This window comes from Marivivens donghaensis, from assembly GCF_011806565.1.
In the GTDB taxonomy this organism is placed as follows: Bacteria; Pseudomonadota; Alphaproteobacteria; order Rhodobacterales; family Rhodobacteraceae; genus Marivivens; species Marivivens donghaensis_A.
Genome location: NZ_JAATOP010000004.1, coordinates 173,628 through 186,841 on the forward strand (window position 1 = coordinate 173,628; position 13,214 = coordinate 186,841).

The 13,214-nt window shown below is 63.8% G+C and carries 13 protein-coding genes; 3 read left to right on the forward strand and 10 right to left on the reverse strand.

Going from position 1 to position 13,214, the window contains the following annotated elements; translation table 11 throughout:
- Window positions 1-40: 40 nt before the first annotated feature.
- The 7 genes from HCZ30_RS07770 to HCZ30_RS07800 form a co-directional block, all read right to left on the reverse strand.
- Entirely contained in the window at window positions 41-1,306 is a 1,266-nt protein-coding gene (locus HCZ30_RS07770; protein WP_167637713.1) for an MSMEG_0569 family flavin-dependent oxidoreductase, read from the reverse strand.
- A 23-nt stretch (window positions 1,307-1,329) separates the two neighbouring features.
- Window positions 1,330-1,617: an MSMEG_0570 family nitrogen starvation response protein gene (locus HCZ30_RS07775; protein WP_167637714.1), complete on the reverse strand. Its 288-nt coding sequence runs from the start codon at window positions 1,615-1,617 to the stop codon at window positions 1,330-1,332.
- Complete coding sequence (locus tag HCZ30_RS07780; protein WP_167637715.1) at window positions 1,610-2,587, reverse strand: sll0787 family AIR synthase-like protein; 978 nt, start codon at window positions 2,585-2,587, stop codon at window positions 1,610-1,612. Before HCZ30_RS07780 ends, HCZ30_RS07775 begins: the two co-directional genes overlap by 8 nt.
- A complete protein-coding gene (locus HCZ30_RS07785; protein ID WP_167637716.1) occupies window positions 2,584-3,129 on the reverse strand; it encodes an MSMEG_0567/Sll0786 family nitrogen starvation N-acetyltransferase in 546 nt (181 codons plus the stop codon). Before HCZ30_RS07785 ends, HCZ30_RS07780 begins: the two co-directional genes overlap by 4 nt.
- Window positions 3,126-4,250 carry an MSMEG_0568 family radical SAM protein gene (locus HCZ30_RS07790; protein ID WP_167637717.1) on the reverse strand — a complete coding sequence of 375 codons (1,125 nt, stop codon included), beginning with the start codon at window positions 4,248-4,250 and terminating at the stop codon, window positions 3,126-3,128. Before HCZ30_RS07790 ends, HCZ30_RS07785 begins: the two co-directional genes overlap by 4 nt.
- Window positions 4,243-5,202 carry a Nit6803 family nitrilase gene (locus tag HCZ30_RS07795; protein WP_167637718.1) on the reverse strand — a complete coding sequence of 320 codons (960 nt, stop codon included), beginning with the start codon at window positions 5,200-5,202 and terminating at the stop codon, window positions 4,243-4,245. Before HCZ30_RS07795 ends, HCZ30_RS07790 begins: the two co-directional genes overlap by 8 nt.
- A gap of 88 nt (window positions 5,203-5,290) precedes the next feature.
- On the reverse strand, window positions 5,291-5,773 hold the full coding sequence (locus HCZ30_RS07800; RefSeq protein WP_167637719.1) for an MSMEG_0572/Sll0783 family nitrogen starvation response protein: 483 nt from the start codon (window positions 5,771-5,773) through the stop codon (window positions 5,291-5,293).
- Window positions 5,774-6,031: 258 nt separating this feature from the next.
- Here HCZ30_RS07800 and HCZ30_RS07805 point away from each other — a divergent pair, with 258 nt between their 5' ends.
- On the forward strand, window positions 6,032-7,399 hold the full coding sequence (locus HCZ30_RS07805; protein WP_167637720.1) for a PLP-dependent aminotransferase family protein: 1,368 nt from the start codon (window positions 6,032-6,034) through the stop codon (window positions 7,397-7,399).
- Here HCZ30_RS07805 and HCZ30_RS07810 read toward each other — a convergent pair whose 3' ends face one another.
- The 3 genes from HCZ30_RS07810 to HCZ30_RS07820 all read right to left on the reverse strand — a co-directional run bounded on the left by HCZ30_RS07810 (window position 7,400) and on the right by HCZ30_RS07820 (window position 11,042).
- Window positions 7,400-7,774 carry a DUF983 domain-containing protein gene (locus tag HCZ30_RS07810; protein WP_167637721.1) on the reverse strand — a complete coding sequence of 125 codons (375 nt, stop codon included), beginning with the start codon at window positions 7,772-7,774 and terminating at the stop codon, window positions 7,400-7,402.
- A 258-nt stretch (window positions 7,775-8,032) separates the two neighbouring features.
- Window positions 8,033-8,965, reverse strand: coding sequence for an IS5 family transposase (locus HCZ30_RS07815; protein ID WP_167637722.1), 933 nt, complete (start codon window positions 8,963-8,965; stop codon window positions 8,033-8,035).
- 1,039 nt (window positions 8,966-10,004) lie between these two features.
- The gene (locus HCZ30_RS07820; RefSeq protein ID WP_167637723.1) at window positions 10,005-11,042 is read right to left on the reverse strand and encodes a LacI family DNA-binding transcriptional regulator; all 1,038 of its coding nucleotides are present in this window, start codon (window positions 11,040-11,042) and stop codon (window positions 10,005-10,007) included.
- A 156-nt stretch (window positions 11,043-11,198) separates the two neighbouring features.
- Here HCZ30_RS07820 and HCZ30_RS07825 point away from each other — a divergent pair, with 156 nt between their 5' ends.
- Together HCZ30_RS07825 and HCZ30_RS07830 are read left to right on the forward strand one after the other, a co-directional pair.
- On the forward strand, window positions 11,199-12,140 hold the full coding sequence (locus tag HCZ30_RS07825; RefSeq protein ID WP_167637724.1) for a dihydrodipicolinate synthase family protein: 942 nt from the start codon (window positions 11,199-11,201) through the stop codon (window positions 12,138-12,140).
- 58 nt (window positions 12,141-12,198) lie between these two features.
- Complete coding sequence (locus HCZ30_RS07830; RefSeq protein ID WP_167637725.1) at window positions 12,199-13,203, forward strand: TAXI family TRAP transporter solute-binding subunit; 1,005 nt, start codon at window positions 12,199-12,201, stop codon at window positions 13,201-13,203.
- The last annotated feature ends 11 nt before the right edge of the window (window positions 13,204-13,214 follow it).

Sequence of the window (13,214 nt, forward strand, 5' to 3'; positions counted from 1 at the left end):
CATGAGCGCGGATGTCCGCCCTTCCGATGGCTGTCTGCGCTCAGATCTGGAGCACGCGCTGCCTTTCCACGATCTGATCGGCGAGATGACGGCTGTCTTCTTCGATCCCGAGGAAGCGGCCCGAGCCCCACGTGTTCAGCCAGCCGAGACCGATGAAATACAACCCCGGATGATCGGTGACGCCGCGATCAAAGACCGGCTTGCCGCGAGCGTCGAAGGCATCCGCCTCGATCCATGAATAGTCAGGCCGGAAACCGATGGCCCAGAGGACGGAGGTGATGCCAGCCTCGGCGAGGTTCAGGTCTGTCCGCTCTTGTTCCGGCTCCCAGACCTTGACGAAGGGCGGCGGGGCGGGCGCGTCGATGCCTTCGCGTGCGATGAAGGCGTCGATCTGGGTGCGGATGCCAACGTAGGAGCGGTCCGCATCGTCGAGGTTCTTTGCAAGATCCGGCAGGAAACGGACCTCCGTGCCCGCCATATCCGCCAGTGAGCCATAGAGCTCGACGCCATGATCGACGTGGAACTGGCGCAGGTCGATCTCCTTGCCGCCATCGCGGCCCGACATGTAGTGGTTCGTCTGGGTCAGCGCCTTCACCGGGTCGGGATGGGTGTCGATGGTAATGTCGTAGTGGCCGGCGTCATACAGCCAGTCCGTCGCATCGCGGCCCCGGTACTTGCGCGGGCTGCGCGGGGCCGGGCCGACCGCCAGCGACACAGGGCGACCGGCGCGCACGAAGTCCTCCATCAGCTGCACGCCAGACTGGCCGGTGCCGACGATCAGCACGCCGCCTTCGGGCAGCTGCTCGGGGCGGCGGTAGTCGACGGAATGCATCTGCACAATCTCGGGCGACAGGTTCTTCGCATAGGGCGGCTCGATCGGCGTGTCGTAGCCGCCGGTCGCGATGACGACCTGATCGCAGGTCCACTTGCCGATGGATGTCTCGACGGTGAACCCCTCGGCCGATGGCGCAACGCGCGTCACTTCTACCCCTTCGCGCAGGTCGGGCTGGGACATGGCGCAGAAGGCGTCGAGGTAGTCGGTGATCTCGCCCCGCAGCATGAAGCCGTCGGGATCGGTGCCGCCGTACTCCCGGTCGTAATGGAAATCCGGCAGGCGGCACTGCCAGTTCGGCGTCACGAGGCAGAAGCTGTCCCAACGGTTCACGCGCCACGAATGGAACCGGTGATGGCGCTCGAAGACGATGCTCTCAACGCCCTTTTGCTTCAGGCAATACGCGACGGACAGGCCGGCCTGGCCGCCGCCGACGATGACGACGGGGATGTGCTGTTCACGGGTGTCTTTCATGGTGAGCCTCCTCGGGGTGGGCTTCAATGGGTGATGGACAGGCAGACGACGGTCGCGCCGTCCTGTGCCGCGTAGGTGGGGACGCGCGCCTCGATGGCGTCGAGCTGCGCCATGGCGGAAGAGCAGGCGAAGCCGTATTTCTTGGCGACGCGGCCCGAGGCGCGCTCCATGGCGATGCGCGCGCGGGTAAGAAAGTCGTCGAGCGGGTAGCTTTCGCCGGGGGTAAACAGCTCGGCCACGACGGAGGAGGGCGAATAGAGCGCCTCTTCGCTGCCGTCGGGCCAGCGGACGGTCCAAGTGGTTTCAGGCATCTGTGACTCCGAGATCGAGATAGGGGTGCGCGGCGTGGTCCCAGAACAGGGTTTCTGCGCCGCTTTGGTGCAGGGTGATGGCGCTGCCGGGGGTGACGGTGCCGATGGCCGCGGCCTCGATGCCGCGTTGTGCAAAGCGTTGGCAGGTGGCGTTGGCGTTCTCCGGCGTGGTCGCCAGGAGGAAGCCGAAGCTCGGGAAGCTGCGCAGCCAGCGGTCCAGCGCGACACCGGCGGGCGGCGTGACGGCGTCGAGGTCGAGGGTCATGCCCACGCCGGAACATTCCGCCAGCATCAGCGCCGTGCCGACGATCCCGCCCTGGCTGATGTCCTTGCCTGCATGGACGAGGCCGTCTTCGGCGAGGGTCGGCAGGATCTCCAGATCGCCACGCAGGCGGGGGCCGGGGGCCTCCAGCGCGGCGCAGAAGTTGTCGAAGTTGCGGTAGCTGCCGCGATGGTCGATGGCGGCGATGAGCGTGTCGCCCGGCGCGGCGTCGAAACTGGTGATGAGCCTCTTCGCGCGCCCAAAGACCGAAGCGGCGATGCTCAGTTCCTTGGCGGCAAAGTTTGTATGCCCGCCGACGATGGGCACCCCATAGGCCGCCGAGGCATCGCGCAATCCTTGCATCAGCGGCTGCGCCGTCGCCGCATCCGGGGCCCAGACCTGATCCACCAGCGCCACGGCGCGTCCGCCCATGGCGGCGATGTCCGAGAGGTTCACCATCATCGCGCACCAGCCCGCGAACCACGCATCGTCGCTGACGAATCCGGGAATGAAGCCTTCGCCCGCAATCACGTCGAATCCGCCCTCGGCGCGGGGCAGGGGGGCGGCATCGTCCCCGGGCCGCCCTTCGGAAGCCTGCGTCAGGCCGAGGGCCTGAACCGCTTGCGCGATCCCCAGCTTCGACCGGATCGAAGGATGAGATCGCAGGGTCTCGGCGAGGTCGTCCAATGTCGAAACCGCGACGGTCATGCCTGCACCTTGCGGGGCCGCAGATACCAGCCCGCCACGGGATCGGCGCAGGGCGGATAGTGGTCGAGGCTGGCCACCATCTTCATATGCGGCGTGCCGTGCAGCGAGACCTCTTCGAGCGCACGCCAGTGCAGCTTTTCGAACAGCGGCACGTTCTGCATCTGCACATGGGCGAGGAAACGCTCTGCGCCGCGTGCGTGGGCGGTGCAGACCGCCAGCCGGATCAGCTCGGCCCCCAGCCGTCCCACCGCGCGAAAGTCGCTGTCTACGGCCAGGCGCGACCCCCACCACAGGCCGGAGGCCTCCTCGTGGATGCGCACGGTGCCGACCACCTGGTCCGCCTCGTGGGCATAGGTCGAAAGCGCCACGAGATGGGTGGCGATCAGGTCGATCTCGTCGCGGTCGTGGCGGGCAAAGATCCCCTGTTCCTCGACGAAGACCCGGTGGCGCAGCGCCTGCGCACCCACCGCCTCGAACCGTTTCGACGCGGCGCGGATGTAGTAGCCGGGGCAGGTGAACGCCCGTGGATCGAGTTCGATCATGCCGCCTCTCCCCCGGCTGTCTCGGGAACCTTCAGCTTCTCGTATGTCGCCAGCGCCGAGCAGGCTCCGCATTTGCCGCAGCCTGCCTTCATGTCCTTGGACAGAATGCGTTCGCGGGCGATCATCTGGCCCAGGGGCCGCAGGATGGAGGCCATGAACTCCGACGACGGCGCCGGATGGCTTTCCAGCGGCGTGCCCGAGATCGGGACGAAGGGCACGACGAAGGGGTAGACCCCCATGGCGGTCAGCCGTTCCGACATGGACAGGATCGCCTCCGGCGTGTCGCCCAGGCCCGCGAGGATGTAGGTGGAGACCTGCCCGCGGCCGAAGACCTTCACCGCCGCCTCGAAGCTCGAAAAATATTTTTCCAGCGGGACCGAGGCTTTGCCCGGCATGATCCGCTGGCGCACCTCCGGCGTCACCGCCTCGAGATGCATCCCCAGCGTGTCGATCCCGGCGTCGAACATGCGCTGGTGCCAGGCGTCGTCCTCGGGCGGCTCGCACTGGCCCTGAAGCGGCAGGTCGACGGCGGCCTTGATCGCGCGGGCGCTGTCACACAGCACCTTTGCCCCGCGATCCTTGCCCGCAGGCGTGCCGGTGGTCAGCACCATGTGGGTCACGCCGTCGAGCTCGACGGCGGCCTTGGCGACCTCGGCCAGCTGTTCGGGCGTCTTGTGCGCGATGGTCCGGCCCGCGGCGAGCGACTGGCCGATGGAACAGAACTGGCAGGTCTTCTTGCGACTCTCGTAGCGGATGCAGGTCTGCAACACGGTGGTCGCCAGGACGTCCTTGGAATGCAGCGCCGCGATATGGCTGTAGGGGATGCCGTCCGCCGTCTTCCGCTGGTAGAACTTCGCCGCCGTCGGAAAGCGCACCACGGCGACCTCCTCGCCGTGCTTCGTCACGCGGGCTTCGCCGGTGGCATCCGGGGCCTCGACGAGGAACGGGCTGTCGAAGGACGGCGCCGTATGCACCGGGATCATAACGGTGCGCGCGCCGATGGTGATCGCCTTGTGGTCCGACGGACCGGCCCCGCCGCGACGGCTTTCCTGCCCGGCGCGGGGGTCGACAAGGCGCATCCCGTGGGTCTGCAAGTCATTGATAAGCTGGGCGTCAGACATCCTGCTCTTCCTCCATCGGGGTCTCGATCACGTGGCGGGTGGGGGCGGGGCGCGTGTCGTGGTTCAGCGACAGCAGCTCCGGGCGGGCATAGTGGCCGACGCTGTCCATCATGCGCTTGCGCTTGGCCACGAGCTTCATGTCCAGATCGGCGATCAGGATGCCTTCGCCTGCCGTCAGCGGTTCTGCCAGATGACGGCCTTCGGGCGAGATGATGCAGGTCATGCAGCCCGACCGCATCGCGCCCTGCAGCTTCGGATCGGGGTGGATCTGGGCGATCTGCTCCTCGGTCAGCCAGCCGGTGGCGTTGACGACGAAGCAGCCGGATTCCAGCGCGTGATGGCGCATGGTGACCTCGATCTGGTCGCGAAAGATGTCGCCCACGAGCGAGCCGGGGTAGTGCCCCGCGTGGATCTCCTCGTGCTGGGTCATCAGCGCGTAGCGGGCGAGGGGGTTGTAATGTTCCCAACAGGCCAGCGCGCCGACGCGACCGACGCGCGTGTCGACGACCTTCAGCCCGGCGCCATCGCCCTGACCCCAGACCATGCGTTCATGGTAGGTCGGCGTGATCTTGCGGCGCTTGAGCGCGAGCGTGCCGTCCGCGTCGAAGATCAGCTGCGTGTTATAAAGCGAGCCGTGGTCACGTTCGTTCACGCCCAGCACCACGACGACGCCGCGTTTGCGGCAGGCATCGGCGACGGCCTGCGTCTCCGGCGAAGGGACGACAACGGCTTCCTTCATCAGTTCCAGGTGCGGCGCGCCCTGCTGCACCGGGGGCAGAACGAAGCTGAAATAAGGGTAATAGGGCACGAAGGTCTCGGGGAAGACGATGAACTGCGCGCCCTTGTCGGCTGCCTCGGCGATGGCGTTGAGGACGCGTTCGATGGTGCCGGCGCGGCCCGAGAGATCGGGCGCGATCTGCACGGCAGCGGCGCGGATGGTGTCGGTTCGCATGGATTACCTCGCGTTGATCGAAAAGCCGGACCGGGGAGCCTCGGTCCGGCAGGGAGGGCGCCCGAGGGGAGCGGGCGCCCGGACGGCCTCAGACCGTCCAGGTGTCGAGCACCACGGCGTTGGCCTTTTGGTGCAGGAGGATGCAATCGAGCACGTCCTGCGGGGCAATCGGCGTGATGCCGGGGATCAGGGAGGGCTCGCCATGTCCATACAATGCCTGCAGGGCAAAACGGCAGGCGTAGACCTTGCCGCCCTCGGACATGAACTTCTCGAGGTTCTTGTTGAAGTTGAGGTGCCCCGGGAAGGCCTCGTCGCCCAGCGTCGGGAAACCGCGCTGGATGCCCAGCGTGACCCCCGGGCCGTAGAGCAGGATCGAGGTCTCGTAGCCCTTGCGGTTCAGTCGGATGGCGTTGAGAATGTTGACCAGGCCGATGGAGCCTTCGAAGGCCACGGTGTGGAAGGTGACCAGCGCCTTCTCCCCTTCGTCGGCTTTCACATCCTCGAAAACCTTCTCCTCGTAGTTGACGAAGTAATCCCCGTCCTTGTGCGCTTCCTTGCTGACTTGCGGCATCCTGCCCTCCTTGTCGTGCGGTGTCGTTGACGAGGTCAGGCTGACAGCCACACAAAGGGGCAATCAATTTGCAGTCCTTTTTGCATACAATAAAAGACGCACGATCCATGCCTGACTGGGGCATTTTGCCCAATTTGCAGGCATCGGACCCCGCAGGGGCGCAGCGAACGGACGGAAAAACCGGCCGCTCCATACAATAATGCCTTCATTGTCTGGATTGATTCGCATACACGCAAGGAAAAGACCGAAAGAGACCGCATGCTCGACTGGACCCCGGACAGCCTCACCCCCGGCAAGCCGCGTTACCTCGCGATTGCCGATGCCATCGCCGCCGACATCAAGGAGGGGCGGCTGACCGACGGGATGCGCCTGCCGCCTCAGCGCCGTCTGGCCGAGGCGCTGGGGATCGACTTCACCACCGTCTCTCGCGCCTACGCAGAGGCGCAGGCCCGCGGTCATATCGAAAGCCACGTCGGGCGCGGCACCTTCGTCAAGGGGCGCGTGGTCACCGACCGGCCCGATCCGTCGCGCGCGGGCGAGGCCGATCTCGCGATGAACATGCCGCCCGAGAACATGCCGCTGGAGCTGACCCGCAGGATGCAGGAGGGGCTGGGCTATGTCTCCGCCAACCTGATCGACCTCTTGCGCTACCAGTCCCCGACCGGGTCCGAACGCGACCGGGTCGCTGCGTCGAGCTGGCTGTCCATGCGCGGCATGGTTCCCGCGTTGGAGCGCGTGGCCGTGACCCCCGGCGCCCATGCCACGATGACCGCGATCCTGTCGCTGATCGCGCGGGCGGGGGACACGGTGCTCTGCGAAGGGGTCACCTATCCGGGGCTGCGCAACATCGCCGGACGCCTGCGGCTCAACCTCGTGGGGCTGCCCGGCGACGCGGACGGCATCCTGCCCGACGCGCTGGAAGCCGCGATCCAGGCGCATGGGCCAAAGGCGCTTTACCTGAACCCGACGCTGCAGAATCCGACGACGCAGACCATTTCGGCCTCCCGCCGGCTGGAGATCGCCGAGGTGCTGAACCGCCACGCCCTGACGCTGATCGAGGACGACGCCTATGGCTTCATCCCGGCCAAGGCACCTGCGCCCATCGCGCTGCACGCGCCGGAATTGACATGGCATATCGGGGGCTTGGCGAAATGCATCGGGGCGGGGCTGCGGCTGGCCTTCACCATCGCGCCGACGCCGCGCTGTGCGCATCACCTGACGCAGGCGATCCGGGCGCTGTCGGTCATGCCCTCGCCGCTGTCGATGGCACTGACGACGCAATGGATCGAGGATGGCACCGCCGACAGCATCCGCCGCTTCATCCGATCGGAGAGCGCCGCGAGGCAGGCGATGGCGGCGGAGGTGCTGCAGGGGGTGACCTTCGACGGGGCGGAGAACGCCTTCAACCTGTGGCTTACGCTGCCGAAGGGCGTGGGCCGCGCCGATGTGGTAGCCCGTATGGCGCGGCGGCCGATCGGGTTGATGCCCTCGGATGCCTTTACCGTGCTGGGCCAGCCGGGCGAGCATCTGCGGGTCAGCCTCGGCGGGCCGACCTCGCGCGAGGCCCTGCGCGAGCACCTGCACCACCTGTCGGCGGCACTGGTGCCCAATACCTTCATGGGGTGATCAGTCGGCCTTCGCGCCGAAGCCGTGCATGCCCTTGGCCCATTGGATGGCGACCATCATGCCTTTCACCGGCGGCAGCATCGCGAGGGACATCACGATGGCCACGGCGCTGAGGATCAGCGCCAGCATCAGCGGGTTGTCGAGGAACTGCTGGTAGAAGAGGTGCAGCGCCACGCCGAAGATGTGGCAGACCAGCAGGATGACGATATAGGCCGGGCCATCGTCCGCGCGCTGCGGCGTGAAATCGAGCCCGCAGCGCTCGCAGGCGGGCGCCACCTTGAGGTATCCGGAGAAGAGGTGGCCCTCGCCGCAGTTCGGGCAGCGCAGGCGCATCCCCTTGAGCACCGCGTCTTTCGTGTTTCTGGTCTCGCACATTGTGGATCTCCCTTGATCGGAATGGGGGCGTCATTGCATGGCATATGCGTGCAGTCAATCGGGTAATTGTATGTGCGACATCCAGTCAATTCGCGCACATGCCTGCCGAGGTGCGCGTCCTCTCAGCTTTCATGGCACAGGTCAGGTCGGCGCTGCTCTGGCAATGGCAATTTTCAGCAGTACCTGCCGTCTCTCGGTGGTGGCGGTCTTGTTGCGCTAATCGGACGTCAGGATGATCCGCCCCTTTCCCCGTGGGCGTCAGGCGACGGGTTCGATCTCGGCCCTTTCCAGGGCCGAGCAGCGGTTCATGATGGCGATGCGGATCTGGATCTCGGCGGTCTGGCGGTCGGGGTCTCGTGACATGATCCGGTCGCCGAGGAGTTTGAGGCGGCTCATCTGCGCCTCGATGCGACTTCGCGCGTGATAGCCCGCCCATTTCTTCCAGATGGACCGGCTCAGACATCGTGTCGTCCGGAGGATCTCGTTTCGTGAGATCGCGGCAGGGCTGTCCGGCTTCCAGGCGCGCCCGTTACGACGGATCGGGATGATTGGTTGCGCACCGTGTGCAAGGATCGCGGCATGGCAGCGACGGGTGTCATAGGCACCATCGGCGGTGACGGTTTCGATCTCTTCATCCGACGGGATCTGCGACAGCAGCTCCGGCAGGATCGGGCTGTCGCCCTGCCTGCTCGAGGTGAACTCGACCGCGCGAATGTCGCCCGTTGCGGTGTCCATCGCTAGATGCACCTTGCGCCACTCGCGTCTGCGCGTTGCACCATGCTTGCGCGAGAGCCACTCTCCATCACCGCGAAAACGGATGCCGGTGATGGCGATCAGGAGGTTCAGAGGCTGGCTCGAGCGCCGATACGGGATCTGCACCTGGATCCGAGCCTGCCGTCGGCACAGCGTCGAATAGTCGGGCACGGGCCAGTCGAGCCCGGCCATCTCGATCAGGCTCGCGACCAGGCCGACGGTCTGGCGAAGCGGCAGGCCGAACAGGACTTTCAACGTGAGACAGGTCTGGATTGCGCTGTCGGAGAAGGTCTCGGGATGGCCACGCTTGCCGCTTTGCTCCGCCTGCCAGAGCATTTCAGGATCGAACCAGATGGACAACGATCCTCGCCGCTTCAGGGAGGCGTTATAGTCGGACCAGTTCGTCGTGCGGTAGCGGGTGTTGGCAGGCTTGGGCATGCCAGCGCATCTAACCATCACGATTCCCGACGGGAATCCATCTCACCGATATGTGCAACAAGGCCCCTGTGATCCACCATCGTATTTCGGCCCAAAGCGGACTTCGTCGACACCGCGAGGCGCTGCGCCACTGCCTCTCCAAAGCTGCCGTTCGCAAGGGTTAAGCTTGCCGGTTTCGTTGCAGTCTTTTCTGATCGGCGGAGTTTCCCAAGATAAGGCACCAATTATTCAGCGAGCTACACGAAGGTCTGAAACGCAGTGCCGCTGCTGTCCGAGATCTGACCCTCTCTTCTCGCATGGACGGCCTCAACACCCGAGATGGTCGCTTCGACCGAATGGAACGCCCTAAAGCCCATTGTCGAGCTGATAATCAGCTGATGTAGCAATAGTACTATCTAAGCGTCGTGTTGAAGAGTTTGACCTGCCGGACCTCGACGAAACGGGTATTATCGATAAGTTCAGGATGCCGTTCATCGCCTGAAGGCCGGCTAGGTTGGCACCGCTCTTGTTGATCATGAACCGGTTGGGTATGACCGTAAACTCGATCACGCCAAACGCCTCTCTCAAACTCTCTGACAACGCTGACAAATAACGCGCGCTTGGGGAACGCCGACAGTGTGCGACAGAACCGAAATGGCTGCGACTGAACGAGACGCACAAGCTGATGCTGAACAATAACCTCAATATGCCCAGCGTCTCTTTCGAACTCGACTACCACTGTCCGCCCGAGTTCAGCCGCGGCTATTCCCGCCAATTCGGCAAACTTCCTAGAAGCGAAGTCGGCCAGATACGCAGGGGTGCTGCCGCTTAAGGATCATCGTGCCACAGTTTGCTAGGAAACGATCGCAGGTTTCTTATCGCCGCGTAGAGGCGATCTGACCAAGGCTCCGACCTCCCAATCCGTGACGAAGTGGTGCGGAATTTGGTTATCTCGGCGAAACCTCTGGACATCGTTTTGCCACGGGACAATCGATGCGCTAAACGTCGAAACCCTACCGGCCTGTAATCGTACGGCACACCTGCTACATAAGATAAAAGTCTATGCAAATGCCGCAGTGCCAAGCGCAGTAGTGGATTTTCGCGGAATCAGGCTGGGCGTGATCTTGATGACTTTCGGAGAGTTCTCACTGTCAGCAAGCAATTGAAGAGCGACCTCTGCTACACGGTCGAATGGCACCCGAACCGTTGTCAAGGGAACCGGCAAACGGCTGACAATCGGAATATCGTTGTAGCCCACCAACGAAATATCCTGAGGAACGGACAGTCCGGCCTGTGCAATTGCCGACATGCTTCCAATGGCGGTGTTATCGTTGATCGCGAAAATCGCAGTGGGTGGATCGTCAAGGGTAAGAAGTGCGTGGGCTGCGGTTTCTCCGGACTCGATACTGAATGTGGACGGGATAATCAGTTCGGGTGCTGCAGCTATTCGCGCTTCTTCCAATGCCTTCATATATCCGGCAAGGCGACCGAGAGAACTGGTCGCATAATCGGGACCAGCTATGATGCCTATCCGCTTGTGGCCCAGGTCTACTAGGTGGCGCGTTGCCAGATATCCACCCAACTGATCGTCCCCGACCGAAGCTGAGGTTTTACCATTATGGCGCAGGGCTAAAACGAAGGGGATGCCGCGTTCGCGTAGTTCAGCGGCAAGATTGTCGCCTTCGCGCGCAGTCGTCAGGATCAGGCCATCCACCCCGCGACGGATCAGGGCGTCCGCAGCCTCGCGGCTGGCCTCGGGGTTGTCGTCGGTGGTGGCCACGATAGCGAAGCGCGATTGTTGCGCGGCGGCGGCGCTGACCGCTTCGTAGAACATGGCCATAACCGTATCGGTTAATCGCGGAACGATGACGCCGATGGTACCGGTCGAGCCGCGCCGCAGGTTGGCGGCAGATAGATCGCGCACATAGCCGAGCTTTCGAGCTACGTCGCGCACATGGCGCGCCTTGGGTGAGTCGGAACTAGGAAGCCGTTCATCCAGCATACGCGACACCGTCGACTTGGACACTCCTGCCTCACGCGCAACATCGTGAAGAGTTACCCGAGCCCTTAATCTCGTTGTGATTTCTTCTTCCGACATCTTGCGACCTCCGGTTCAAACTCTTGTGCAACTAAAACTATCACTTGACAGCGGTCGTTGGCAATGCACTTCTGGGAACGTTCCCGCAATCGTTCCCATAATGGACACAGGCGCGGGTCGAACGGATAATAAAACGCATCTGGAGGAGATCCCGACATGCAACCCATGGACCTTCGTGGCCTGAACCCGGCCCCCGTGACGGCCTTTAACCGCGACGGCTCGCTAGACATCGAAGCGAACGTACGCATTGCCAAATGGCTGGCTAGCTTTGACGAGGTGAAATCGCTGGTCATCCTTGGCCACGCCGGTGAAGGCACTTTCCTGACCACCGACGAGCGTCTCGAACTGATCCGCGCCTACAAGGATGCGGTCGATATCCCGATCATTGCCGGTATCACTGGCGAAGGCACCAAGGTTGCCGCCGAAGAGTCGAAGCGGTCGCTAGATGCCGGCGCCACCGGCGCTCTGGTTTACCCGAACCACGGCTGGCTGCGCTTCGGCTTCCAAAAAGGGGCGCCGCAGGACCGTTACAAGGCGATCTACGAAGAGGGCGGCCTGCAGACTATCCTGTTCCAGTACCCCGATGCGACCAAGGCGTCCTACGATCTGGACACCCAGCTAGAAATCGCCGCGCAGCCGGGCTGTGTCGCCACCAAGAACGGCGTGCGCAACATGAAGCGCTGGTACACCGAGATCCCTGCGCTGAAGAAAGCCCAGCCGGACCTACAGATCCTGTCGTGCCACGACGAGTGGCTGCTGCCGACGATGTTCGACGTGGACGGGCTGCTGGTCGGCTACGGCAACATCGCGCCCGAACTGCTGATCGACCTGATTGCCGCCGGCAAGGCGCAAGACTATCCCCGTGCCCACAAGATCCACGAGCAGCTACTGCCCGTCACCCGCACCGTGTATCATCGCGGCTCGCACATGGAAGGCACCGTTGCCCTGAAGATCGGTCTGCGTCATCGCGGCTTGCTGGACCACGCCACGATCCGCGAACCCCTGAAGGACCTCGGCGAAGCCGCCGAGCGTGAAATCGAAGCAGCCTTCGATGCCGCCGGTATCGGCCGGGTCGATCAGGCTATGGCCGCAGAATAAGCCACGCAGGCTGTCTCCGGTCCTGCCGGGGTCAGCCACCAAAACAAGGGAGGAAACCATGTTCAATTTTAAATTTAACGGTCTGCGCCAAGCCGCGACTGTCGTCATTGCAGGCGCCGTCCTAACCACGTCTGTCGCGGCTCAGGACATTCGCATCGGCGCGATGCGCGAGGGGTCGTCCTGGTACGTCTTTGCCGCCACGCTCGAGCAAATCATTGAGCCCATCCTGGGCGACAATTCGGTCGAGGTCATCGCGCGTGGCGGCGGCATCGCCAACCCAATGGTCGTTCAGGGCGGCAAGGCGGAAATCGCCCTCTCCAACGTGGCGTCTGCTGTCTGGGCCAGCGAAGGCAACGAAGGCGTTTATGAGGGCATGAGCGCTCCTGACATCCGCGCCCTCGTCGGCGGGCTGAACGACGTCTACGTCGGCGCCATGGCGCGCAAGGCCTTCACCGATCAGCTGGGCACCACCGACTTGGCCGAGATCATGGCCTCGGGCGAGCCCGTTCGCGTACTGATGAAGCCTGTAGGCTCTTCGGCCGTGCCGGTCGCGCAGATGATCTTCGAGGGGCTCGGTACTTCGGTGGATCAGATCAAAGCCAATGGCGGTGATATCATCCAGGTCGACACCGGCCAGATCGCGGACCAGATGCGCAACGGCAATGCCGACATCTACATCGATACGATGATCAAGGGTCACCCGACGATCACCGAGGTCGCTCTGACCGCCGATGTTGTCTTCCTCGACGTGCCCGCCCCGGCCATGGAAGTGCTGGAACAGAATGGCCTGACCCCCGGTAGCTATGGTCCCGAATGGTACAAGGGCCAGTCTGAGGCCACTGCCGGTGCGAATTTGGGCACGGTCCTGATCGCGAGCGCTTCGATGGACGAAGAAGCCGCCTATCAGATCACCAAAGCCATCATCGAAAACGCCGAACAGCTCAAGGCCTCGCATGGCGCCTGGTCGGGCTTTGACCCGAAGACGGCCATGCTACCCGAAAACGTCGGGATCGAACTGCATCCCGGTGCGCTGCGCTACTACCGTGAAGCAGGCCTTATGTAAGGCCAAAAGGG

What these genes read in the sequence shown, in the direction of transcription:
- HCZ30_RS07770 (WP_167637713.1), bottom strand. Translation starts at nt 1,306, where the DNA reads ATGAAAGACACCCGTGAACAGCACATCCCCGTCGTCATCGTCGGCGGC.
- HCZ30_RS07775 (WP_167637714.1), bottom strand. Translation starts at nt 1,617, where the DNA reads ATGCCTGAAACCACTTGGACCGTCCGCTGGCCCGACGGCAGCGAAGAG.
- HCZ30_RS07780 (WP_167637715.1), bottom strand. Translation starts at nt 2,587, where the DNA reads ATGACCGTCGCGGTTTCGACATTGGACGACCTCGCCGAGACCCTGCGA.
- HCZ30_RS07785 (WP_167637716.1), bottom strand. Translation starts at nt 3,129, where the DNA reads ATGATCGAACTCGATCCACGGGCGTTCACCTGCCCCGGCTACTACATC.
- HCZ30_RS07790 (WP_167637717.1), bottom strand. Translation starts at nt 4,250, where the DNA reads ATGTCTGACGCCCAGCTTATCAATGACTTGCAGACCCACGGGATGCGC.
- HCZ30_RS07795 (WP_167637718.1), bottom strand. Translation starts at nt 5,202, where the DNA reads ATGCGAACCGACACCATCCGCGCCGCTGCCGTGCAGATCGCGCCCGAT.
- HCZ30_RS07800 (WP_167637719.1), bottom strand. Translation starts at nt 5,773, where the DNA reads ATGCCGCAAGTCAGCAAGGAAGCGCACAAGGACGGGGATTACTTCGTC.
- HCZ30_RS07805 (WP_167637720.1), top strand. Translation starts at nt 6,032, where the DNA reads ATGCTCGACTGGACCCCGGACAGCCTCACCCCCGGCAAGCCGCGTTAC.
- HCZ30_RS07810 (WP_167637721.1), bottom strand. Translation starts at nt 7,774, where the DNA reads ATGTGCGAGACCAGAAACACGAAAGACGCGGTGCTCAAGGGGATGCGC.
- HCZ30_RS07815 (WP_167637722.1), bottom strand. Translation starts at nt 8,965, where the DNA reads ATGCCCAAGCCTGCCAACACCCGCTACCGCACGACGAACTGGTCCGAC.
- HCZ30_RS07820 (WP_167637723.1), bottom strand. Translation starts at nt 11,042, where the DNA reads ATGTCGGAAGAAGAAATCACAACGAGATTAAGGGCTCGGGTAACTCTT.
- HCZ30_RS07825 (WP_167637724.1), top strand. Translation starts at nt 11,199, where the DNA reads ATGCAACCCATGGACCTTCGTGGCCTGAACCCGGCCCCCGTGACGGCC.
- HCZ30_RS07830 (WP_167637725.1), top strand. Translation starts at nt 12,199, where the DNA reads ATGTTCAATTTTAAATTTAACGGTCTGCGCCAAGCCGCGACTGTCGTC.